Annotated in this window: 26 protein-coding genes; 10 read left to right on the top strand and 16 right to left on the bottom strand. The window is 45.4% G+C overall.

Annotation, left to right across the window (positions count from 1 at the left end; all coding sequences use genetic code 11):
- Nucleotides 1–103: 103 nt before the first annotated feature.
- From dusB to purD, 4 genes are read left to right on the top strand one after another with little or no spacing between them, the layout of a single operon-like run.
- Nucleotides 104–1108 carry a tRNA dihydrouridine synthase DusB gene (gene dusB, locus R2083_RS08485; RefSeq protein ID WP_317530579.1) on the top strand — a complete coding sequence of 335 codons (1005 nt, stop codon included), beginning with the start codon at nt 104–106 and terminating at the stop codon, nt 1106–1108.
- Nucleotides 1109–1115: 7 nt separating this feature from the next.
- The gene (locus R2083_RS08490; protein ID WP_108697756.1) at nt 1116–1358 is read left to right on the top strand and encodes a helix-turn-helix domain-containing protein; all 243 of its coding nucleotides are present in this window, start codon (nt 1116–1118) and stop codon (nt 1356–1358) included.
- On the top strand, nt 1355–2914 hold the full coding sequence (gene purH, locus R2083_RS08495; RefSeq protein WP_317538178.1) for a bifunctional phosphoribosylaminoimidazolecarboxamide formyltransferase/IMP cyclohydrolase: 1560 nt from the start codon (nt 1355–1357) through the stop codon (nt 2912–2914). The genes R2083_RS08490 and purH overlap by 4 nt, the downstream gene beginning before the upstream one ends.
- Nucleotides 2915–2926: 12 nt before the next feature.
- Nucleotides 2927–4249 carry a phosphoribosylamine--glycine ligase gene (purD, locus tag R2083_RS08500; RefSeq protein WP_317538179.1) on the top strand — a complete coding sequence of 441 codons (1323 nt, stop codon included), beginning with the start codon at nt 2927–2929 and terminating at the stop codon, nt 4247–4249.
- Nucleotides 4250–4255: 6 nt separating this feature from the next.
- Here purD and flgL read toward each other — a convergent pair whose 3' ends face one another.
- The 11 genes from flgL to flgB all read right to left on the bottom strand — a co-directional run bounded on the left by flgL (nt 4256) and on the right by flgB (nt 14776).
- Nucleotides 4256–5467 (bottom strand): flagellar hook-associated protein FlgL, encoded by a 1212-nt coding sequence (flgL, locus tag R2083_RS08505; RefSeq protein WP_317538180.1) that lies wholly within the window; start codon nt 5465–5467, stop codon nt 4256–4258.
- A 24-nt stretch (nt 5468–5491) separates the two neighbouring features.
- Nucleotides 5492–7390 (bottom strand): flagellar hook-associated protein FlgK, encoded by a 1899-nt coding sequence (flgK, locus tag R2083_RS08510; RefSeq protein ID WP_317538181.1) that lies wholly within the window; start codon nt 7388–7390, stop codon nt 5492–5494.
- 83 nt (nt 7391–7473) lie between these two features.
- Nucleotides 7474–8481, bottom strand: coding sequence for a flagellar assembly peptidoglycan hydrolase FlgJ (flgJ, locus tag R2083_RS08515; RefSeq protein WP_317538182.1), 1008 nt, complete (start codon nt 8479–8481; stop codon nt 7474–7476).
- Between the two features lie 17 nt (nt 8482–8498).
- Nucleotides 8499–9608, bottom strand: coding sequence for a flagellar basal body P-ring protein FlgI (locus tag R2083_RS08520; protein WP_317538183.1), 1110 nt, complete (start codon nt 9606–9608; stop codon nt 8499–8501).
- A gap of 51 nt (nt 9609–9659) precedes the next feature.
- Entirely contained in the window at nt 9660–10385 is a 726-nt protein-coding gene (locus R2083_RS08525) for a flagellar basal body L-ring protein FlgH (protein WP_317538184.1), read from the bottom strand.
- A complete protein-coding gene (gene flgG / locus R2083_RS08530; protein ID WP_317530571.1) occupies nt 10382–11164 on the bottom strand; it encodes a flagellar basal-body rod protein FlgG in 783 nt (260 codons plus the stop codon). The genes R2083_RS08525 and flgG overlap by 4 nt, the downstream gene beginning before the upstream one ends.
- Before the next feature lie 30 nt (nt 11165–11194).
- Nucleotides 11195–11938 (bottom strand): flagellar basal-body rod protein FlgF, encoded by a 744-nt coding sequence (flgF, locus tag R2083_RS08535; protein WP_317538185.1) that lies wholly within the window; start codon nt 11936–11938, stop codon nt 11195–11197.
- Between the two features lie 49 nt (nt 11939–11987).
- Complete coding sequence (flgE, locus tag R2083_RS08540) at nt 11988–13265, bottom strand: flagellar hook protein FlgE (protein ID WP_317530569.1); 1278 nt, start codon at nt 13263–13265, stop codon at nt 11988–11990.
- Between the two features lie 12 nt (nt 13266–13277).
- Nucleotides 13278–13946 carry a flagellar hook assembly protein FlgD gene (locus tag R2083_RS08545; RefSeq protein WP_317530568.1) on the bottom strand — a complete coding sequence of 223 codons (669 nt, stop codon included), beginning with the start codon at nt 13944–13946 and terminating at the stop codon, nt 13278–13280.
- Between the two features lie 11 nt (nt 13947–13957).
- A complete protein-coding gene (gene flgC, locus R2083_RS08550; protein ID WP_090316871.1) occupies nt 13958–14362 on the bottom strand; it encodes a flagellar basal body rod protein FlgC in 405 nt (134 codons plus the stop codon).
- Between the two features lie 3 nt (nt 14363–14365).
- Nucleotides 14366–14776, bottom strand: coding sequence for a flagellar basal body rod protein FlgB (gene flgB / locus R2083_RS08555; protein ID WP_317530567.1), 411 nt, complete (start codon nt 14774–14776; stop codon nt 14366–14368).
- Nucleotides 14777–14989: 213 nt separating this feature from the next.
- Here flgB and flgA point away from each other — a divergent pair, with 213 nt between their 5' ends.
- From flgA to pbpG, 5 genes are all read left to right on the top strand, one after another.
- The gene (flgA, locus tag R2083_RS08560) at nt 14990–15700 is read left to right on the top strand and encodes a flagellar basal body P-ring formation chaperone FlgA (protein WP_317530566.1); all 711 of its coding nucleotides are present in this window, start codon (nt 14990–14992) and stop codon (nt 15698–15700) included.
- 143 nt (nt 15701–15843) lie between these two features.
- The gene (locus R2083_RS08565) at nt 15844–16122 is read left to right on the top strand and encodes an acyl carrier protein (protein WP_317530565.1); all 279 of its coding nucleotides are present in this window, start codon (nt 15844–15846) and stop codon (nt 16120–16122) included.
- A gap of 84 nt (nt 16123–16206) precedes the next feature.
- Nucleotides 16207–16575 carry an Mth938-like domain-containing protein gene (locus R2083_RS08570; RefSeq protein ID WP_317530564.1) on the top strand — a complete coding sequence of 123 codons (369 nt, stop codon included), beginning with the start codon at nt 16207–16209 and terminating at the stop codon, nt 16573–16575.
- 201 nt (nt 16576–16776) lie between these two features.
- Nucleotides 16777–17004: a hypothetical protein gene (locus R2083_RS08575; protein WP_108697773.1), complete on the top strand. Its 228-nt coding sequence runs from the start codon at nt 16777–16779 to the stop codon at nt 17002–17004.
- A gap of 484 nt (nt 17005–17488) precedes the next feature.
- A complete protein-coding gene (gene pbpG, locus R2083_RS08580; RefSeq protein WP_317530563.1) occupies nt 17489–18319 on the top strand; it encodes a D-alanyl-D-alanine endopeptidase in 831 nt (276 codons plus the stop codon).
- A gap of 16 nt (nt 18320–18335) precedes the next feature.
- Here the strand turns inward: pbpG and R2083_RS08585 are convergent, their stop codons facing one another.
- On the bottom strand, nt 18336–19841 hold the full coding sequence (locus R2083_RS08585; RefSeq protein WP_317538186.1) for a carboxypeptidase M32: 1506 nt from the start codon (nt 19839–19841) through the stop codon (nt 18336–18338).
- A 120-nt stretch (nt 19842–19961) separates the two neighbouring features.
- Here R2083_RS08585 and R2083_RS08590 point away from each other — a divergent pair, with 120 nt between their 5' ends.
- Nucleotides 19962–20399 (top strand): CopD family protein, encoded by a 438-nt coding sequence (locus tag R2083_RS08590; RefSeq protein WP_090317109.1) that lies wholly within the window; start codon nt 19962–19964, stop codon nt 20397–20399.
- 237 nt (nt 20400–20636) lie between these two features.
- Here R2083_RS08590 and R2083_RS08595 read toward each other — a convergent pair whose 3' ends face one another.
- From R2083_RS08595 to R2083_RS08610, 4 genes are all read right to left on the bottom strand, one after another.
- Nucleotides 20637–21365, bottom strand: a complete 729-nt coding sequence (locus R2083_RS08595; RefSeq protein WP_317538187.1) for a PEP-CTERM sorting domain-containing protein — start codon at nt 21363–21365, stop codon at nt 20637–20639.
- A gap of 319 nt (nt 21366–21684) precedes the next feature.
- Nucleotides 21685–22266 carry an FxDxF family PEP-CTERM protein gene (locus tag R2083_RS08600; protein ID WP_317538188.1) on the bottom strand — a complete coding sequence of 194 codons (582 nt, stop codon included), beginning with the start codon at nt 22264–22266 and terminating at the stop codon, nt 21685–21687.
- Between the two features lie 274 nt (nt 22267–22540).
- Entirely contained in the window at nt 22541–23476 is a 936-nt protein-coding gene (locus R2083_RS08605) for a response regulator transcription factor (RefSeq protein ID WP_317538189.1), read from the bottom strand.
- Between the two features lie 142 nt (nt 23477–23618).
- Nucleotides 23619–24239 carry a PEP-CTERM sorting domain-containing protein gene (locus R2083_RS08610; RefSeq protein ID WP_317538190.1) on the bottom strand — a complete coding sequence of 207 codons (621 nt, stop codon included), beginning with the start codon at nt 24237–24239 and terminating at the stop codon, nt 23619–23621.
- Nucleotides 24240–24245: the final 6 nt, after the last annotated feature.

The following is a 24245-nucleotide window of genomic DNA, read 5'->3' on the forward strand; positions in this document are numbered from 1 at the left end:
GAGGGAATTATATGAATATTCCCATGCAGCGATTTAGACGCCAGTCATTCGAATTAAAGCTTCCCGGTAATCACTGCTTATTTAACCCACATACACCGCTTACATGCAAATTGGCACACACATTCTGAAAAACAAACTCATTGTCGCGCCAATGGCGGGAGTGACCGATCGCCCCTTCCGTCAATTGTGCAAAACGATGGGCGCAGGCATGGCAGTGTCAGAAATGGTGTCCAGCAATTCGTTGCTGTGGGGCTCCAAGAAAACGCAACGGCGCGCCGACCATGAAGGCGAGGTCTCGCCGGTTTCCGTGCAAATTGCCGGCGCCGACCCGCAGATGCTGGCAGCAGCGGCACGTTACAATGTGGATAATGGCGCCCAGATCATCGATATTAATATGGGTTGCCCAGCCAAAAAAATCTGCAATGTCATGGCCGGTTCCGCTTTATTGCAAGATGAGCAATTAGTGGGAAAAATTTTGGATGCCGTGGTTAAAGCCGTCGATATTCCAGTAACACTCAAGATACGTACTGGCTGGGACAAACAACACAAAAACGCCCTTTCCATAGCGCATATCGCTGAGAATTCCGGTATTCAAGCGCTCGCAATCCACGGCCGCACCCGCGCATGCGCATACACCGGCACCGCCGAATACGACACCATCGCAGCGGTTAAAGCTGCCATTAAAATTCCTGTCATCGCCAATGGCGATATCACAACGCCGGAAAAAGCCCGCGATATTCTTGCCTACACCAATGCAGACGCGATTATGATAGGCCGCGCCGCACAAGGCAGGCCGTGGATATTCCGTGAAATCAACCACTACCTCACCACTGGTCAACATTTACAAGCACCCGAAGTATCTGAAATTCACCATGTGCTCATCAATCATTTACATGATTTGTATGAATTCTATGGCGAATACTCCGGTATCCGTATCGCACGCAAGCATATTTCCTGGTATACCAAGGGGCTCGTTGGATCTGCCAGCTTTCGTCAGTCAATGAATCAGTTACAAACCAGCGATCAACAAATTTATGAAACCAATAAGTTTTTCTCTACATTAGCTGAGAAAGGTCAACGATTGAGTTATATCAAAGAGGGGGAGTAGTCAGTTTATGAATGCAATCAAGGAAAATGAAATTGCATCTTGCATACGCAAAGCTATCAGCGGATATCTCAATGACCTGGACGGGGAAAAACCATGCCATATTTACAATATGGTCATGCACAGCGTTGAAAAGCCTTTAATTGAAATCGCTATCCAATATACCAAAGGTAACCAGACTCAGGCTGCTGAGTTACTGGGGATAAACCGCAATACGCTACGTCAGAAAATGAAACAATATCAAATTAAATGACCATTAAATACGCACTCATCAGTGTTTCGGAAAAAACCGGAATTATAGAACTGGCCCAAAAATTGATTCAGCATGGCATCACCATCCTGTCCACGGGCGGCACCGCCAAATTATTGCAACAAGCCGGAATCAGCGTGATCGAAGTGGGCGACTATACCGGTTTCCCGGAAATGCTGGACGGCCGGGTCAAAACGCTGCACCCTAAAATTCATGGCGGCATACTGGCGCGTAACGATTTACCCGAGCATCAGCTGGCACTCGAACAAGCATCGATTCCCAATATCGAATTGGTAATCGTGAATCTCTACCCTTTCAAGCAAACGATCGCGAACCCGGATTGCAGCTTCGAGGATGCCATTGAGAATATCGACATCGGTGGCCCCACTATGGTGCGCGCAGCCGCAAAAAATTACCGGAAAGTTGCTATTGTCACCGATCCCCTAGATTATTTACCGCTCAGCCGGGAGCTGGCGGAAAATAATGGTTCCATCAGCTTGGCGACACGCTTCCAACTGGCGCAAAAAGCATTTACGCACACTGCTTCTTACGACAGCGCCATCAGTAATTATTTAACCGCACTGGATGGCGATTATCAGCAAAAAGATTTTCCCGATTCGCTGAATCTGAATTTCACCATCGCACAGCCTTTACGTTATGGCGAAAACCCGCATCAGAAAGCGGCTTTCTACCGGGATGAAACCATCACACCCGGCAGCCTGGCAAATTACCAACAGTTACAAGGTAAAGAGCTATCGTACAATAATATCGCCGATACCGACGCTGCATGGGAATGTGTCAAAACTTTCGATAACCCCGCTTGTGTGATTGTCAAACACGCCAATCCATGCGGCATAGCCATTGCGGAAACCACGCTACGCGCTTATCAGCTGGCATTTGCAACCGACCCCGTCTCTGCCTTCGGCGGCATCATCGCATTTAACCGGAGCATCGGTAAAGACACCGCTGAAGCGGTTCTAAAACAATTCGTTGAAGTCATTATCGCACCTGAAATCACACCGGAAGCGCAGCAGCTTCTGGCACAGAAAAACAATATCCGGGTACTGGTTGTACCGTTACAGGCAGGACACAATACGTACGACCTGAAGCGGATTGGCGGCGGTCTTCTGGTACAGACACCGGATATTCAAAACATCACCGCTGCCGATTTAAAAATCGTCACGCAATTAAAACCGACACCGCAGCAACTGAATGATCTGCTGTTCGCCTGGCGTGCCGCGAAATTCGTTAAATCCAACGCGATAGTATTTTGCCGCAACGGCCAGACGATGGGCATCGGCGCCGGGCAAATGAGCCGTGTGGATAGTGCACGTATCGCATCCATCAAAGCACAGCAAGCCGGTCTAACGCTGGCGCAATCCGTTGTCGCATCGGATGCATTCTTCCCGTTCCGCGATGGTCTGGATGTGGTCGTTCAAGCCGGCGCTACAGCCGTTATTCAACCGGGCGGCAGTATCCGCGACCAGGAAGTAATTGCAGCGGCTGATGAACAAGGAATCACCATGGTATTTACCGGTGTCCGTCATTTCAGGCATTAGATATTGGTTATCATGAAACTATTAGTGATCGGCGGCGGTGGCAGAGAACATGCCTTGGCTTGGAAGCTAAGCCTCTCGCCGCGCGTGCATAAAGTATTTGTGGCACCCGGCAATGCCGGTACTGCATTGGAACCCGGATTGGAAAATATTCCGATTACTTCCATTCCCGAACTGATCGAGTTTGCAACCAAGAAATCGATTGCAATTACGATAGTCGGTCCCGAGATTCCACTGGCTGCCGGTATCGTCGATGCATTCCAGGCAGCTGGCCTGAAAATCTTTGGCCCAACCCGGCAAGCGGCGCAACTTGAAACTTCAAAAATCTTTGCCAAGGAATTCATGCAACGGCATCGCATACCGACTGCCGCCTACGCAAGATTTACAAATCCCGAATTGGCGCACGCCTATATTGAACAACATCCCGCTCCGCTTGTCATCAAAGCCGACGGCTTGGCAGCCGGAAAAGGCGTCATCGTCGCGCAATCGGGAGAAGAAGCGCATTCCGCTGTGAATGCATTGTTAGTGGAGAAGCATCTTGGCAGCGCAGGACAGGAAATCATTATCGAAGAATTTCTTCAAGGCACGGAAGTCAGCTTTATCGTCGTAACCGATGGGAATCACATCCTTCCGTTAGTAACCAGTCAGGACCATAAACGGCTTCATGACGGTGACCAAGGTCCCAATACCGGCGGTATGGGCGCTTACTCACCCGCTCCTTTTGTTTCCCCCAGCCTGCACGCGCATATCATGCGCAATATTATTGATCCGGTCATTAACGGGTTAAAACAAGATGGCATCCGCTATACCGGGTTTCTTTATGCCGGTTTGATGATCACAGCAGGAGATCAGGCAAAAGTATTGGAGTTCAATTGCCGCCTAGGCGATCCGGAAACGCAGCCGATTATGCTACGTTTGAAAAGTGATCTATTAGGGCTCATCGAGCATGCCGTTCATGGGACACTCGATCAAGCGGAAATTGAATGGGACCGGCGTACCGCACTCGGTGTTGTGATGGCCGCGCAGGGTTATCCGGAAAATCCGAGAAAGAATGATGTGATTTACGGTTTGCAAGATTTGATTACAGAACAGGAAAATACTGGCAACTTTCATATTTTTCATGCCGGAACGTCGATGGGCGGGAAGAACGAAAATGAAATTGTGACAGCAGGCGGACGCGTTTTATGTGTAACGGTATTGGGCGATAGTGTAAGGATGGCTCAGCAGGCAGCTTATAAACTGGTTGAAAACATCCGTTTTGATGGCGCTCAGGTTCGTCACGATATCGGCCATCAAGGCATAAACTACCAGCGCGCCACTAGCGAAAAACGTGGCTGAGCAACTCTAAATATAATTAAATAGAGACAGTCCGGAAATTTTGATGTACGACTGCTGTGCAGCTTGAAGATAAAGCTGCTGCCGCTGCAAATCAGACGTTGCTTGCGCAAAGTCAACATCTTGCAGTTGTGAAAGCATTTGCTCAAATTGAATATTTTGATCACTGCCAACACTTTCCAAAGTATCGATCTCTTGCAGCCGCGCTCCGATAGAAGCTTGTTTCGACAGCACATGTTCCAAACTGTTATTAATATTTTGTAATGTTGATTTCAAATTGTTCGCCAGCCGGGTACCGCCAGGTTGTCCGCTAGACGGCGTTTCCAATGCAGTAATCAAGTCTCCCACTGTTTTGAAAATGCTTTGATTGTTACTTGGGGACACTGTAAATATATCTCCATTAGCCGGATTTCCTTTAATACTCAATTGCATTCCATCAAAACTGACTGTACTGTTGCTTACATAAGGATTAGCCGATGAAACCGTCGATCCTGTTGTGGTGTTAACGATATCGTAGGTTGTAACACCAGTTGCAGACACAGCAAACGTAATCTCATAATTACCACCGGTAAGGCTCGAAGGAGTTATCACCGATCCCCCATCAATCACACCGCTCCCCATATTTGACGAACTAGCGGCGGTAGCGAAAACACCGTTTCCGTTCTTGATGCGTTCAAAAACATCCGTGCCGGAATCACTGACTGCCAATTGACGTGCAGGACCCACTTGGTTTAAGCGTTGCCCTTGATCTCCCACGTACTGCACAGTTAATCCTGTCTGCGCAAAAGGTTTGGTATTAGCTTGAAATCCTGAGAATAAAAATTGCCCTTTCTCATCGGTTGTATTGGCTAAACCAACGAGTGACTCCAGTTTACTGCGCAATTCAGTAGCAAGTGTTTTTCTGTCCGCATCAGTCAGTGTCGCATTCCCCGCATACACGGTTGAGCTGTGCACATCCTGCAGGATTCCGTTCACTTGCCGCAGCACATTTTCTTCCAGTTGAAGCGAAGAGCCCGCACTGGATCGATTCACCGAATATTGCTCATTGAGTGCTGCTGATTGAGAAATATTTAATACTTGCGCAGCCGAGATTGGATCATCCGAGGGCGTTAAAATTCGCCGTCCGGTAGACAATTGTTGTTGTGTATTAATCAGTTTCTCTTGCTGCTGGAGCATTAAATTAGTTCCAGTTTCGTAAATTGTACCTGTACTAACTCGCATATCAAGTTACCTCTATTCTATTTTTCAACCGAAACGAAGAATTGAGTCAAATAAAGTACTGCTCATTTCAATAATTTTGCTGGAAGCTTGATAAGCCTGCTGGAAACGCAGCAAATTCGCAGCTTCTTCGTCTAGATTCACACCGGATACCGATTGAATGGATTGTTGAGTTTGTGCCAGCAAATTGGCTTGCGCTTTACTCGTTACCGCCAACTCACGTGTTTTGTTACCAACCTGACTGACAAGCTGCCCGTAAGCAGTCTGGTAATTGGCTGTGCCATTCTCCAGCGTATTCGTTGCTTGCAATGCGCCCAGCAACAACATATTGCGATTGTCGGCAACACCGTTATTATTAGGGGTGACAGTAAAAACATCTCCGGCAGCAGGACTACCGCTAATTTGAAATGTGTAGCCATTGAAACTGATATCCGTACCCGCTGTATACGTCTGATTTGTCGCAGGTAATCCAATCCCTGTCCCTGTGACATCAAATTTAGAAGGCGAGCTAAATGTAATTGTAAGAGGTTGTTGCAGATCAGTGTTCAATGGCAATGGATTTACAGTCCCAGCACTGATAGTGCCAGTACCTTTATTGGTTGATGCGGCACTGGTCCGGTTTAGACTTGCCGCAGCTATCTTAGTTGTGTCATTAATATTGACCGCAATATCCTTTGCGCCATTGATCGTAGGTTGGATGCGGAATCTCTCACTCGCCAGCATGGTGGCGCTTGTCACCGATATGCCATCCAGTGTTAGCGGCAAACTGCTCGATGGTGTAGCCGATACGTTATCGGATAATCTGGTCAACGTATAGTTTGTTCCATCATAGGAAAGCTCGTAATCACTGGTTGTCAACGCACTATAATCAGTAATCGCCATCGAGATGTTGGATGTCAAACTATTAGTCGATGCAGAGATTACGTTAGGTGCAGGTAACGTGAAAAAATTCGTTCCCATAGCGCCATTCAAGTCCATACCGAGTTGATGTTGTGCATTGAAAGTTTGCGCCAAGGTGAGTGCGACTCTCCCAAGCGAATTTTGTGCATTATCAAGCGTATTACTGCGAAAAGAAAAAATACCGCCTAAGGTACCACCGGTGATCTGATTCTCGGGAAGCTGAATTGTGCTGTTACCATTAACCAGCCCAATCGTTAAATTATTCGGACTATCCGGTGTTTTAATCGCTTCCAAGGAAAGGGTTTGCGCACCAACCACCAACGCCTGCCCATTCCCGATATATACATTCATCGTACCATCGCTTTGACGCACCGTATCGGTATTAACCAATTTATTCAATTGATTAATAAGTTCATCGCGTTGATCCAGCATATCGTTAGCAGGCTGCCCTCCGGCTGAACCTTCCGCCCATATTATCTGCTTATTGATCTCTCCAATTTGCTTGGCCAGTGAATTGATATGAACGACCGTGCTGCTGACTTGTGTATTTATCCCTTCCCTTATTTGCGACATGCGTTGATCCATACTATGAAAACGTGCAACTAAGGCATCAGCATTGCTCAGCATCGATTGTCGCGAGGGAATGACGCCGGGATTTGTGGCAACATCGTGGATGGCACTGAAAAAATTTTGCAATGTGGGTGAAAGTCCCGATGTAGCCTCGGCAAACATGTTGTCCAGCTGCTTTATCTCAGTATAGTTACTGTCAAGTGACTGGCTCTGTGTTTGTATCTGTAGTGACTGGGTAGTAAGAAATTGACTGTATATCCGTTGCACTGTAGAAGAATGAACGCCGCGCCCGATAAACCCTGCACCACCAGATTGCGGTGTATTTGTGCTGAGCAAGACTTGCTGACGATTAAAACCAGGCGTGCCAGCATTGCTAATATTATGACTGGCCGTCAATAATTGGTTTTGTGCAGTTGCTAAACCAGTAACTGCGATATCAAGAATTCCATTTCCCATAATGTTCTTTCAGTTCTTGATCTTAAAAAATATATAATGGCAATATCGGCACGCTGACTGAAGAATTAAAGAAAAATTCCGCATTAGATAAATTCGCGATTTTGCAATTTCTCACTATTCAAAATACGCATTAATTTCTCAGCGTACATAGGATCAGTAGCATACCCAGCGCGTTGAAGGCCATTAGCAAAAGTCGCGGCATCCGTCGAATTCAATACTTTAGCGTAGCGCGGATTATCCATAAGCAACTTGGCATAATCATTGAATCCCTCTGCATACGAGCTATAAGCACGAAATTTTTCAATCGCTTTCTGTGGCACACCATTGATATATTCAGTCGTTGTTTTTTCCACAACGTCCCCTTTCCAATTAGCACCGGCCTTGATGCCAAAAAGATTATGAGTTGGACTATTATCCGCATGACGAATCTCATGTTTCCCCCATCCACTTTCCAGTGCAGCTTGTGCCAACATGAAATTAGGTGGAATACCGGTTGATTCGGATGCGATTTTGGCATGCGGTAAAAGTTTATCGATAAAATTTCCCGATTGACTGGGTGCGCTTTTCTTCTGAACATCCGTCTGAATCGGTGCAGTGAATCCCTCAATTGCAGAATCGATTTTTCCTGCTGGCATCACCACATTGGACGACGTCTGATGGACTGACCACAGCTGTCCTGATTGATCATTCGGGTGCATACCCTCAACTAATGGCGCTTGCTGAATGGAATTAATCGCTGACAAAATGGTATTTGTTTGGCCGATTGAAGTCTGTGGTTCGATCGATTTATTATTTCGGGATAATTGCTGAACCATCATGTCAGCAATACCAATCCCTTTGGTGGATATCTTTTGTGCAAGCTGTTGATCATGCATCTGGGTAAAAAACTGCGTTTGCTGGCTATCAAATATTCCATCCTTAGGTGTCGCCTCGCGCATGCTTTTAAGCAGCATGTTCATAAATAATGCTTCAAACTGCTGCGCAACTTTTTGTAACGCTTCGTCTGGATTTTTTTTGGCCATTAAATGCAAGTCATCAACACTTTTGGCATCAACGGCAAGTTTGCTTGAGATATCCGGTGAAATAACCATTCTTAATATCCAGTAAGTTAAATAATTTCCAAATCCGCGCGTAGTGAACCGGCAGCTTTCAGCGCCTGCAGAATCGATAACAAATCCTGAGTGGTAGCACCGATCGCCGTTAAAGCTTTCACAACTTCACCAAGATCTGCTCCATTCGGCAATAACATTAAATTTCCTTCATCGGTACGGATTTCGACCTGCGATCGTTGTGTGACCACTGTTTCACCGCGCTGTGCGAAGGAGCCGGGCTGACTGATCACCGGTTCTGTATTGATGATTATGGATAGATTGCCATGCGCAACCGCACTTGATTCAAGCGTTACCGCCTGATTCATGACTACTGAGCCGGTACGTGAATTAACAATTACTTTTGCTGATGCTCTCGCCGGTTTGACATCCAGACTTTCAATCTGAGAAATAAACATAATGCGCTGGCTATTGTCTACCGGCGCTTTCACCTGCACTACCCGGCCATCCACGGCGGATGCGGCTGTAGGATAAAGTCCATTGATCGCATCAACAATACGGTTTACTGTCGTGAAATCCGTTGTATTCAGCTCAAGATTGATAAAATCGCCCTGCCCAACTGTCGTTGGAATCTCACGCTCTACGATACCGCCACTCGTGACACGTCCGACACTGAGATGATTCACCTGCACACTGCTGCCGCCCGCTGCGGCTCCGATACCGCCGACCAGAATATTTCCTTGAGCCATGGCATATACTTGATTGTCTGCTCCTTTCAAGGGAGTCAGCAACAGTGTTCCACCCCTTAAGCTTTTGGCGTTGCCCATGGAAGAAACCGTGATATCGATATGTTGACCGGGTTTGGCAAATGCCGGCATGGTCGCTGTCACCATGACAGCGGCAACATTACGTAATTGCAGGTTAGTGCCGGGCGGCAGATTAACGCCTAATTGGCCCAGCATATTGATGACACTCTGAACCGTGAATGGCGTTTGCGTTGTCATATCACCACTGCCATCCAAACCTACTACCAATCCATACCCGATCAATTGATTGTTGCGAACACCTTGAATCGATGCCAAATCCTTGATGCGATCCGCCACGCTGATACCCGGCAGCAGCAAAATCAGCGCAAGCAAAGAAAGAATAATGATGTTTCTAATTTTCATAATCTTAAATACCGACTTCTGAAGTATTCATCAATTTGAGCAATATCCTGCTTAGAAAGGCGTAATCGAAAGAAAGAAGCGCGACAACCACCCCATCGTTTGCGCTTCGTCAATATAGCCATTACTTCGATATTCAACACGCGCATCAGCAATTTGTGTTGAAGAAATCGTATTTCCCATGATGTGAGTCGGATTCACAATTCCGGACAATCGGATAAATTCCTGCCCTTGGTTGATACCGATCTGTTTCTCACCGCTCACGACCAGATTTCCATTCGGTAGCGCTTCGATGACTGTTACAGTAATGGTTCCTCTAAAATTATTTTTACTTGAGCTTTCACCGCTGCCATCAAATTTATTATTCGATTTAGCTTCAACCGTTGCGTGTTTCTTTAATAAACTTAACGGAATCCCCAGCAAGCTCGGCACGGAAAAATCAATGCTGCCAGAGCGGCTTGCGTTACTTCCAGAGCTCTTACTGGCGTTGGTTGTTTCGTTTAAAGTGACGATAATCGTATCGCCAATACTCCGCGCACGCCGGTCTTCGAATAACGGTGTATAGCGCACCCCGCCTGTGGTGCTGTGAACCATTTGCAAAATTGCGCCATTGGGTTGAGCCACTGCGGCTGCATGTTGCGGAGCACGTAATGTATTGGGCTGGTAAGTCGTGGTAGAAGGTGTCATAGCACAACCGGTTACAAGTGTGCCAAGCACCAACATGAAAAAATACCGGTTAAAATTGTCCATCACACTACCCCCGATAACCCGATCAATCATAGCTGCGCCAATCGTTGCAACATTTGGTCCGAAGTTTCGATTGATTTGGAATTCATTTCATAGGCGCGCTGGGTCTGAATCATATTCACCAGCTCTTCCACGACGTTTACATTTGAAGTTTCTACAAAATTCTGTTCCAGCAACCCCAATCCGTTGGTACCCGGTGCATTCTGATTGGGAGCGCCGCTCGATGCGGTTTCCTGATACAAATTCTCACCCATCTTTAACAATCCGCCTTGATTAACGAAGCTTGCCAATTGAATATTGCCGACTTGAATGGGCGCGACCGCCCCCGGAACTGTTGCGGTTACCGTACCATCGCGCGCTATCGTGATACCCAGCGCATTCGGTGGAACGGTAATCGCAGGTTGAACAGCATAACCGCTGGAAGTCACAAGCTGGCCATTCAGATCGGATTGAAATGCTCCATCGCGGGTATAAGCCGTTGTACCATCCGGTAGCAAAACCTGAAAAAAACCCACTCCCCGTATGGCGACATCACGTTGGTTCTCGGTTTGTTGCAATCCACCCTGAGTAAATATACTTTCGGTAGAAACCGGCTTTACACCCGTTCCTAACTGCAACCCGGATGGTAATTGCGTTTGTTGCGATGATTGAGCGCCGGGCTGACGTATCGTTTGGTACAGCAGGTCCTCAAAAACAGCACGGGCCCGTTTAAATCCATTGGTGCTGACGTTCGCTAAGTTATTAGAAATCACATCCATCTTGGTTTGTTGCGCATCAAGCCCTGTTTTAGCAATCCATAACGAACGTATCATATGATTTACCTATTAAAATTTATTATCGAATTAGACTCTTACTAGCATTATTTCGCTGGCTTTCTGAGCATTATTCTGCGCGTTATCCAGCATTTTCATTTGCATATCAAATTGCCTGGCCAGATCGATCATGTTGACCATTTCATGCACCACATTCACGTTGCTCTCTTCCAATGTGCCATCGACCAGCTTAACTCTGGCATCAACAGGTGCCTCACCGCCATCCTTGAGCCGGAACAAGCCATCCGTGCCCTTTACAAGCTTATCTTCCGGAGGATTTACCAGCTTGATCCGGCCTACTTGCGCTACGGTATTGGGTTGAGGCGTAATCGGCACAGATGAGACGGTTCCATCAACACCGATCGTGATGCGAGTGTCGGGTGGTAGAGTAATAATGCCAGTATCGCCTTTCACTTTATGTCCGCCATTTGTCTGCAGAATGCCATTGGGACTGACTTGCAAGCTGCCATTACGCGTATAAGCTTCCTTGCCATCATCCAATTGAATCGCAATCCATCCGGAACCACGAACCGCAACATCAAGATCACGGCCGGTAGTTTGCATTGCACCGGGGGTAAAATCGGCGCCGGTTGTTGAATCAACGACAAAAGCGCGTGTAGGCAGGCCATCACCGTATACCGGCACTGCGCGAAATGCATTGCTTTCAGCGCGATACCCCGTCGTTGATGCGTTAGCAAGATTCTGAGCAACGGTCGCTTTCTGATTCAGCGTATGGTTGGCTCCGGTCATTGATGTATAAATCAGTCGATCCATTTTCTACTCAATCCCAATAAGAATCTGTTTTTTATGAATGAAAGACAGGTTAAATTTGAGTAATTGTCTGAATAATCTGGTCTTGTGTCTCAATTTGTTTAGCACTGGCTTGATACAAGCGTTGCGCTTGAATCATTTTCACCAATTCCGCTGTCAAATCAACATTTGAATCTTCAACGGCGTTGGATTGAAGCACACCGAGATTTCCGGTTTTAGGAGGTCCAATCAAAGGTTCGCCTGAACCAGGAGTTTCTGCCCAGTGACCATCTCCGACTGGAACCAAACCTTGTGGATTTACAAAATTGGCGAGCACAATTTGCCCTAATGTTTTCGTTTGCCCGCTGCTATAATTTCCAAGAATCACGCCATCAGCGCTAATCGTAAAGCCTGACATACGGCCGGAAGTATATCCATCCTGGGTAATTGCATTTACACCGAAATCAGAGCCAAATTGTGTGGCAGTTGACATATCGAGACGGACGGTTTGCGGTGTTGTTGCGCCAAGCCCTGGATTAATGGCACTAAAATCTATCGCTAAGTCCAGTGGACCAGCAGGAAGAGCTGCAATACTCTGTAATTTTCCATCCCCGTCAAATACCATCGGCTGTGAAGTACTTCCCCCTATCTTGACACCAACAGGTACCCCGGCAGAATCTACTTTACCGTCTACAGTGGCAAAAACAGTCCAAGTATTGGGTGTTGCAGCCGCTTTCTGAAAATATATAGACAAAACATGTGAATTTCCAAGACTATCCACTACTGTTCCTGAAGTTGGGCTGGTATAAGTTTTTGGATTGGTCGCATTAAAAGCGGTAGTAATGGCGGGTTTCCGTGCATCCAAATTAAACCCCAGATCAAATGTGGTGGTTGCTTTAGGCGGAAGATCGGAAGTACCGAATTTTAAATTTGCCGGGACGCCGCTCGCTTTAATATCACCATTCACATCAGCCATAAAGCCCGTCAAATTGGCACCTGATGCATCGACAATAAAACCAGAATCGTCAACATGAAATTGACCGTTCCGGCTGTAATTTACCGTACCGTTATCGCTCATACGGAAAAAACCCTGTCCGTTGATCGCAATGTCCAAAGGATTATTGGTCGGTGTAATCGTACCTTGACCAAATTGCTGCGCAATCGAAGATATTTTTGATCCTATCCCTACTTGAGCGGTATCTGTCCCCTCCATGGAATTTGCAAAAATATCGGAAAATTGTGCGACAGATTGTTTAAACCCGGCGGTATTCGCATTGGAAATGTTATTACCAATTACATCCAGGTTGGTTGATGCTGCATTTAATCCACTTAAACCATGCTGAAAAGTCATAATAATCTCCTATCAAAACACCTGTTTAATGTCAGACAAACCAACTAATCCCAATTTATCTCCCATATCGAGGTGCGCACCCCCCTCTCCAGGCATTACACTATTTACCTTTCCAAATGAGAGGGTATCGACTTTAATGTCATTACCGCCTTGTTTCGCGCTTACCGCAAAGGTATAGTCTCCGTCCACCGCCTGAGTTCCACTATCAGTCTTACCGTCCCAAGCGATCGTGCTGAGTCCTGTCGGTTGCGCGCCAAGCTCAATTGTGCGAATGGCAATTCCGGCACCATCCAGTATGGTGACTTTTAGCTGATCGACGGGCTGCGCCAATTCAATGCCTGCAATAGCGCCATCCCCATTCAGCTTGATCGATGTCCCAGGTACGAATGCTTGATGTCCGATCAGTCCCAGCGCTTCAACAGAGCGGTTATCTTCAGCGCTGGTAACCAATTGCTGCAGCGTCGAATTGAGCTTATCAATACCCGATACCGTACTGATTTGCGCCAATTGACTGGTAACCTCGGCGTTGTCCAGCGGCTTTAGCGGGTCTTGATTTTTCATTTGCGTGACTAAAAGCTTTAAAAACCGGTCCTGCGGGTTTTCAGCATCCTTTTTACTATTAATGCCAGTAGTTGCACCCGTTGCGGCTGTTTGTGAACTTGCTTGCTGAACTGCATCCATTACACGCTCCTTTATTGACCAATAGTCAGGGTTTTTTGTAACAAGGATTTGGTGGTATTCATCATATCGACGCTGTTCTGATAGGAACGCGACGCTGACATCATATTCACCATCTCATCGACAACGTTGACATTCGGCATCGTCACATAGCCGTTTTTATCCGCCAGCGGATGCTTAGGTTCAAACAACTGCCGCATGGGCGACGGATCGTGAACGATACCTGCAACTTTAACGCCACTTGCACCATTAGCATCCGCTTGCAAAGTACTGAAAACCACCTGCCTGCCGCGATAAGGTTCACCGGTCGAACTGGTCACACTATCGGCATTGGAAAGATTACTGGCAACCACATTCAAACGTTGCGATTGTGCAGACATGGCTGAACTTGCGATACCAAATACATTAAATAGTGACATTTTCTATCTCTCCATCATTGCCGATGTTAAGTTTCTAAATTCATTGTTAATAAATGTAATGCTGGCATCATATTTAATGGCATTATCAGCAAATCGAGTCCGTTCCATATCCATATCCACCGTGTTTCCATCCGCGCTGGGTTGCAATGGAACCCGGTATAAAACACTATCGCCGAATATTCCTGATGCAGCAGAATTAATATGCATTGATGATGTCGTATTCATAGCTACCTTTTTCAGACTAGGCGTCGATGACAATCTGTCCTGAAGCATGCTGGCAAAATCGATATCCTTCGCTTTAAAATTTGGCGTATCGGCATTAGCCACATTGCTGGAAAGTAACTCTTGTCTTCCCACTCGCAGACTGAGGGCGTTGTGGTGATAATTTAATTCTTTATCAAGTTTGTTAATCATCGTCTCTACCGCCTGATTAAAATTATTTTCTATTCATCTATTAGCATTTAGCATGCCAGCAATAATATATGCACAAGTTAATCAACCAATCCGCAAATAAGACATGAAAGCGGTGCTATCTTTGCACTTGGATTTTTTCATGCTCGTTTAATATAGCTTCGGGTAGCGGCAATAATTGCCGGATACGGCAAAAATGAATGGTGAGATCAATCTATGATACGTTGCTTAATGACGATACTCTGTCTGCCGATGCTTGCTTCTTCTGCGCTGGCCTCACAGCACAACGCTGCAATAGCGCATCAAGAAATTCCGCTGATTAAAAACGCCATTGAGAATTTTCTTTACAACAATACGGCTTCACTGCCAGGATTGGTGCAGATCAATGTCGGTCAAATTGACAAGCATTTAACATTGCCCAAGTGTCCTCAATTAGAACCTTTTGTTCCGGCAGGCGGACGTTTATGGGGGAAAACCTCCATCGGCGTTCGTTGTGACAGTGAATTCGCAGCTTGGACTATTTATGTTCAGACTGAGATCAATGTCATGGCGGATGTTTTACATATCGCGCGACCCGTATCAACCGGACAAACATTGAGCTATGAAGATATCGCACCGCAGAATGTCAATCTGACGCAGATGCCGGATGGCATACTCACTGATGCGGCCCAAATTGTTGGTAAAGTGGCCGCCACCAACTTGCCCGCCGGTCAACCGATACGTCCGCAAATGCTGCGAGCACCCTATGTGATCGTGCGCGGTCAGACAGTGAATTTAGTGGTTCAAGGCCGGGGATTCAGTATTCGATCGGAAGGTCAGGCGTTGGCCAACGCAGCGGAAGGACAAGTCATTCAGGTTCGTAATAAATCAGGCCGAATCCTCAGCGGACTTGCACGTGCAAATTCAATCGTGGAAATTCAGCCGTAACATACTGAGCGTTTTTACCCTCCACGCACGCAGTCCCTGTGAATTTTCTGCAAGCACTGCGTAATCCCGCAATCATAATCTTCAATCAGCATTATAATACGCACTAGATTTCTTTAATACTGATAATAATCAAGCGCCTCATTGTGACAAACACAAGCCATACCACTGAAATAAAAAAGATTCTGGCTGATACCTTGGGATTGGGTAACCGGATCGATGCAATAGAACCAAACACAATTTTACTCGGCAATATTCCTGAACTCGACTCCGTCGCAGTTGTAACGATCATTCTGGCTCTGGAAAAAAAATTCTCCATCGCAATAAAAGATGATGAGATCAGTGCGAAAACATTTGCGACACTCGGTACCTTAGTTGATTTTGTAGAACAAAAAATAGCAGATCATGACAAACAACTCGGGTAAAACTTTTGTGGCAGCGATTGTTTTTTGATCGGAATCATGCATAATCGCTCACGATAGATTCGCAAACAACGAGGAAACAGATCAGTGAAGCTCCATCTAGCAAATTTCGCACAGCAATATATTTTCACGGGTTATGGTGAAGGATATGTATTGATTAATCAAACGCGCTACGAAAAGAGCTTGATCGTGTTGCCTGATCATTTGATTGAGGACTGGCCTGTACGATCCGTTCAAGAGCTTCAGGTTCAACATTTTGAAAGCTTGCTGCCGCATTCACCCGAAATCATTCTCCTCGGTACCGGCATTCAGCATAAATTCCCCAGTCACACATTGCTCAGTCAACTGACAAAATTGGGAATTGGGATTGAGATAATGGATACAAAAGCTTGTTGCCGGACTTATAATATTCTGGTTGAAGAAGGGCGTCGTGTCGCTGCGGCTCTTTTGATTTAACGTTGCAAGGAAAAAGCAGATTTTTTACATGCCGCTGAATTTTGGCCTGATCAACTACAGCTAACGTAAAAATTCGCCTCTTCAAATACGCAAGATTCTAAAAAGAAATGGCCTGACAGTTATGATTGTGATAAATTCATGGTTGGTAAGTCAGGTATATTAAAATTGGCTTCCTTCATAACATTAATATAGGAGTGGAAAATGAACAAATTTCTTATCGCTGCAGTTGGTTTGGTTTTTTTGATGGGTTCTTCTGTCACCATGGCAAGTGGAAACAAGGAATCAAAAATGCCACCAATGGCTGCTCAAGATATTCTGAATAAAATGGCTTGCGAAGGTAAAAAAGACGGCGAAAAGACCAGAGATCGCACCGACGGTGAAATGATTACCTGTCCCGCTAAAATCAAACAACCAAATTTTGGTAAGTAATAATAAGTCAGTTTTCTAGTAGCTGGCGAATAGGTCAAGTTAGATAAATAGGCTGATTTTTGCTACATTCGATATAGAAATAGATTGAATTGAGAAAAATATTCAGCAAATGTCGACTTGGCCTATCATTTCCTTTGGAAATAAAATGCCTTTCTGCTTTACGCTCAAACCTCAGCAGCACGCACTAACTGATAGATAGTCTGTAATAACATACACTCTGGCTCTCAATTGCAAATGACATTAAGTTATTTAATATCATTATGTTATACAGAATTCTGCAATTTCATTACCACCAGAATCTCTTAACTTTCTGCAAATAAAGAATTTATTTGCAAATTTTTATAAAAATATAGATGAAGATATAGTAAGATTAAGCGTGAAGCATATAAAAAACTCTAAATTGAATTAGCACTATCCTCGTTCATAAAAATATTTCGATGAATTCATAAGAACTTGTAATTTTTGTCAATCGGAGAGAAAAAGAATGAAATGGGGAATTTTTTTAATTTGTGTTCTGTTTTTTTTAACCAGCAATGCTTTAGCGCAAAAAAACGATCCGGATATTAAATCTCAAGCTGCACTGGTATTTAATGCGAAAAATGATCGTGTTATCTACGATAAAAATGCCGACAAGGTAATGCCCATCGCTTCCATTACTAAGTTGATGACTGCAATGGTTACCCTTGATGCGCGTCTATCGCCGCATGAAAAAATCACAATCACGAATGCCGATGTCGATAAGTTAAAACACTCATCGTCACGTTTGCCCGTTGGCAGCACGTATTCACGCCAAGAGCTGTTACGATTGGCATTGATGTCATCCGAAAATCGCGCCGCGGCGGCACTTGGCCGCACTTATCCAGGTGGTGCCAAAGCATTTGTAAGTGCTATGAATGCCAAAGCCAAGAAATTGGGCATGAACAACTCCCGATTTATCGATTCTACCGGCTTAAATAGCGGCAATGTTGCAACCGCACGCGATCTGGCCAAAATGGTTGCAGCTTCAAATAATTACGCCGCTATTCGTGAATTCTCCACCACATCGCAACATTCCGTATCACCTGGAAACAAACGCGGTCAATTGCAGTATGTCAATTCCAACAGTCTGGTACGCAATCAAGGCTGGGACATCAATGTTTCTAAAACCGGGTATCTGAGCGAAGCCGGACGCTGTTTGGTGATGCAAGCGAAAATTTCTGGGCAACCGATGGTGATTGTGTTGCTCAATTCGTGGGGCAAAAACACCCGTATCGGCGACGCCAATCGCGTCAAAAAATGGATCGAGAGCAATCAAGGCCGCCGCCGTCAAGCATAAAACCGGCGCGCGCTCCTTAGGCTAACCGATAAATTTCACTGTACTTGTTCTTCAGATACTCGACGAAATAATCCGGATTCAGCGGTTCGCCGGTAACACGCTCAACCAGCTGTTGTGGTGTATAAAGCTTACCCTGACGATGGATTTTTTCGTTTAACCAATTCTTAATAGGTGCAAAATTTCCTGTAGCGATGTTTTGTTCGGTGTCCTGTTGCTCGCGCAGCAACGTGTTATAGAACTGGCACGCATACATCGCACCCAGCGTATATGAAGGAAAGTACCCAAACGCGCCGCCGCTCCAATGCGAATCCTGCAATACCCCCAACGTATCGGTCGGCGGTTTAATTCCCAAGTATTTTTGCATTAATTCATTCCAGATTTCCGGCAAATCATCGATGTTCATCGATCCATCAAACAGCCCTTTCTCGATTTCATAACGCAAAATCACATGCAGTGGATACGTCACCTCATCCGCTTCCACCCGGATAAAATCTGGCTTGCACGTATTGATCGCGCGATAAAAAGAATCCACAGTCGCGGATTGAAGATTTTCCGGAAACGCCGCGCGAATCGTTTCAAAATAATGTACGCAGAAGGGCTTGCTTTGCGCGATCATGCGTTCCCAGAACAGCGACTGGGATTCGTGGATACCCATCGTTAAGGATTCCGTAACCGGCAAATCGCCGAGTTCATGCGGGCGCCCCTGTTCGTAGAGCGCATGACCGGTCTCATGGATCACCGAATACAATGACTCGACAAAATTGCTGTCTTTATAACGAGTCGTAATACGCACATCGGTCGGATGGCTGCCGCCGCAAAACGGATGCACCGATATATCGATACGTCCCTGCTCAATATTAAAACCCATGTCCTGGCTAATTCTGCGCGCCAATGATTCCTGCTTATCCAGCGCAAACCTGCCCTGCAAGAACGACGTATCCGGCTGAACAGGGTGGTTTTGAATGGCAGCAATCAGCGGTATCAATTCCTGCTTCAAGCGCTCAAAGATCGGCGTGATCACGTCCATCGTCGTGCCGCGTTCAAATAGATCGATATTCGCATCGTAAGACTTCAAGTCCGGCGACACACACTGCGCCCACTCGGTTTTCAACTGCAAAAAACGCTTCAGCACAGGTGCAAAATCAGCAAAATTATTCTCCTGACGCGCGGTAACCCATACGCCATGCCCGCGTGAACCCAGTTCAGCCAGCTCCTGTACCAGCCGTTTCGGCACTTTCGTTTCCAGTTCATAACTGTACAACGCCTCGCGGATATTGCAGCGCTCCAGCTCATTCAAAACAGCAAAATCCTTAGCTTTGAGTTCGTACAAGCACTCACCCAGTGCTGGATCGGTCATACGCTCATGAATCACCCCTGCCAGCGCCGCAATCTGCTTGGCACGCGCATCGCTGGCGCCCGCCGGCATCATCACTTCCTGATCCCATCCCAGCGCGCTCATGACGCCGTTCAAATGCGTAATCTCTTCCAGTTTCTGAACTAAATTCTGATAGTGCTGATTCATCGTAATCTCGCTTCTCAATTCAATTATAAACAGTGCGCACGCTCTATCGATTCCAAGGGATGGCGCGAACATCTCAAGCCCAGTATCATACCAACTTTAACACTAATCAATCGTACTGCTATGCTTTGGATTAAATCACTGCACATCATTTTCATGGTCACCTGGTTTGCTGGACTTTTCTACCTGCCACGCTTATTCGTCTATCATGCCATGTGCGAAGACGCGCCAGGCAAGGAACGCTTCAAGATCATGGAACGCAAACTGTATTACGGCATCATGACTCCCGGCGCGGTGCTGACCGTGGTGTTCGGTGTGTGGTTATGGGTGGGCTATGGCTTTTCCGGCGATTGGCTGTATGCCAAAGTAGCGCTGGTTTTGATATTGATTTACTACCACTATTACTGCGGAAAATACGTCAAAGCGTTTAAAAACGACGCCAACCAGCATGGCCACGTGTTTTACCGCTGGTTTAACGAATTTCCGGTTTTGGTTCTGTTTGCGGTGGTGATATTGGTAGTGGTAAAACCGGATTTATTAGCGATTGTTTCTGAGCTTTAAGATTGCTCACGCCCGCTCGGAATGACGGCGTCGGCATGATTCTCAACTCAAGTGATAACTGATTTCTTGGTATTGTGAATTTCTCTGCGCCTGCTCTTCCGTCAGTCTGTAAGTTTCTCTGACTTATGGAAGCTTAAAATAAAAAAGAGAGATTCAACTCTATACGTTTGAATCTCTCCCAAATGTTCCTTCTTTAGCTTGCGCTAGAAAGAAACAGATTCTTTATCTTTATTTTAATTATCCTTTCTTATTGCGTAATGAGAAGCTTACCAAACCCAATCCGATCAGCAGCATCGCATAAGTTTCCGGTTCTGGAACTGCCGATACCGTCATTGAGCTGATATAAAATTGATCTGCTTTACTACCGCCACCGAATCTGAAGTAAAAGTCATGTCCGGTGTGACTCAAAGCGAATTGACCTACGTCTTTTGGTAGTAATCCTGTAATCCAGGTTGAATTGTCGAAACTGTATTGGAAGGTCGCATTAGCGATCCAGCTCGTCGTATTATGCCCTTCTGCACGAAAACCGACTGAAGACAATGAAACATTCTGATCGAAATGCAGCCAGATTGCTTCTTTTTCAGTGATGTTATCGTCACTGGTATCATCCTTCTTGTGATAAACACCTAAACCGGCACCGATTGCATCTTTTCCAGAAAGTTTCCCGTTGTAGCCATTTTCATGATCTTGAACAACAGCTGCTTTGGAACCAAAGTCGCCACCTTTGTATGAGCCTTTAGCGTGCACGGTCAGTCCACCGTTGGTGAAACTTAAATCACCACCGAGTGACGATGCGATGTTCGAACTGCACAGATCGCCGCCACTGCAGGCAATTCCATCCGTTGGCAGAAAACCGGTATTAATGCCGCCACTATACTTCAGGTTGGCAAAGTCGAAGACTACAGGCGCCGCAACTACTGGGGCACTTAGCAAGGTGAACAGTGATACAACAGATAAAACACGCATTTTAAATGCTCCTATAAGAATACTTAGTTTTGATTTTTTATTATTTTAGATAGAAAAAATTCCATCACTGGTAGCAACAATAACTTCCAGAGCAATCTAACACAATAGATCTATGCTACTGATTTATTAGGATTTTTATCCTAGCAAAAACTCACACTTGCAATAGTTAAAATAAGTATGAGAAAAATTTTATTGTGATTAACAATCATAAAAAATAAAAAGAGATTCAACTAGCAACATTGAATCTCCTGTGAGGACTTCTTTTTTAGTTTCTGCTAAAAAAGAAAATAGTTATTTTTATCTTTATTAGTTTTAATAGTTACATGCTTCTTTGACGACGCAGTGTAAAACCAAGAAAACCTAAGCCAGCTAATAACATACCGTAGGTTTCTGGTTCTGGAACTGGCGAAATGTACCAAGCAGAGCTAGGTGAAAAACTAGTACCTTGAATATGTAAAGCCAAATCTCCGTTACTTGGGAGCGGTGAACTGCCTAATCCAAAAGCATCCCATGAAACTGATTCTGCTGTCGTAAGTCTATCGCTTCCACTAGCGGTATCATATCTAAAATCAAAGCTACCACCAGGTCCACCACCAGGGCTAATGCCAACACTACTTACCCCGCCACCTGCCACAGTTGTAACAGAACTTGGTGTTATACCATCTACAGCCATTGAGCCAACAAATGCTTTAGAACCAAAAGCACTTAGATCAACGTTGTACAAAGTGAATGACCAATGACCGCCGCCAAGATCATTGATATCCAGATCCGCAAGATGCACACTTGCAGGTCCGCCACCTGATAATAATTGACCGAATTGATACGTTGCTGCTTGAGCGCCGCTTCCAATAACGAGAGCGCCGGTTGCAAGAGCTGATATTGCTAATTTTTTTAAAATCATTTTACCTACCTCCAAAAAATCCCAAAATAAGCCTTTTTGTAGCAATTCTGACTTATTTGTTATAACACCAAAATTACTACTCGTATTACCAAAACATGCAAGAGAAGAATCGCGCGTTAAATCAACAGCCTCTATAATTTATTAGCATCCATCTTTTACCTCTCCACGTTTAGATATTCCTACATTATTAGCGAAATTCATATTCCCTAAATGGGTACTATAAGTAAAAAAAGTATCTAATATCTTAAATCTACTGCACAGAACTGTGATTCCATTAGCTGTAAACACCGATTCTTGAAAGATAGCCAAAGACCAATTGACTGCGATTACGAACCCCGGTTTTAATAAAAACAGACTTCAAATGTTTTTTCACTGTTTCCGGACTCACAGAAAGTTGCAGCGCAATCTGTTTATTGGTCAATCCCTTCGCTACTAATTTTACAATTTCTTGCTCGCTCTTCGTTAATGCAATATCTCTTGATGGAATAGCGCAAGAAATATTGTGCCATCCGGACAACACATCAAATATCCGCTGCACCACGTGATGCGGAAACCACAATTCTTCCCGGTGAACGATCACCTGTATCGCTTTCTCGAATATTTTATGATCGGCTCCAACCGGTAAAAACCCGGATATGCGAAACTCGATAATCTCATCGATAAAATCTGGCGGATTTTTCTCGTAAAGCAGGATTATCTTAGCGGATGCCATCTTTTTTCTGATCATCCGCAACTGTTCGACCACTTTGTCAGCTGCTAGCCGCATATCGATCAAGATGGCATCTGGATATATTTCTCCTAATTTGGCACTTGCGGTCTCGACTTCTTTGAGGTTGTATTGATTGATACAGATGTAAGGTGAATTATCCGAATAATTGCGCAGATGCGTGTTTAAATCCGCTTGTTCAGTAATAGCCCATATACGAAGCAAATCAGCGCGATACCCTTTCGCCGTAGAAAACAGCGGTGTTAGCCCTGCGTTCACTAATTCCGCGCACATATTGTGCGGCTGCTTATGCAGCATGGATAAATCGCGCCGATCATTCCGGCGCCGGTCATAGCGTGCTTGTCCACGTAAAATCGATATATTGCGCCGGTCAAACTGCTCCCGCCGCCGATCGAGCAAGCGTCGATTCAAAGCAGCGGAATCGGAGCATTCCTGCCGTTTCTTATCGGTTTTCAAGCATTGAATATCGATAAATGATTTCAATTTCGTATGATTCCGGTATGGTTCATTATATTAAATATGGCGTTACTTCTTATTACCGTTCTTTTCTTTATGAATTTTCGACTCATTCACCATAACGCCTTTTTACTGCTGGAACTAACAAAAAACAAGCGATATCGATGCTTTATCTTTGTCTCTGCTTACCTAATGAGAATCCCACCAAACTAAGTCCGACCAGCAACATTGCATAGGTCTCCGGTTCAGGCACAGCGCTTACACCAATCACGAAGTCATCCCAGTCACCCAGATGTTTAGTTCCCGCACTGTCATTGTAGCCAAGTACATAGGCATAGGTTGTAGCTCCAACTAGCATGTTTGTACCAATCAATCCGATCGATGTGCCTTTGTCCCAGTGACCGCCGTTAATGGCAAATCTACCGACATCGCCTTCAAATTTGAAACTCAGCGGCCCGGCCGTGCTTACAACTGAGCTAACTGAGGTTCCAACCGCATTGGATTCAAGCAGTTTGGCTCCGCTTAACGTGTTATAAAATTTGTCAATAAAACCGGATTCCTGGCCAAGATAAGTATAGGTAACTGTTTGCGACCCTGGTCCTGTGTAATCGAGATGCCCAAGGCTAACTGCCGAGCCTGTCGGTAATGTAGCGAATCCTGCGATGTTAAATACTTCGGTTCGGGTGGCTGTATCGGTTACCACAAAAGAAAGTCCAGCGTGTGCAGCCCCTCCGGTCATCAGCATCATCGCCGCGATCATTGTATTGTGTACATAAAATGGTTTACTCATTTGTTA

Source organism: Nitrosomonas sp. Is35 (assembly GCF_033063295.1).
GTDB lineage: Bacteria > Pseudomonadota > Gammaproteobacteria > Burkholderiales > Nitrosomonadaceae > Nitrosomonas.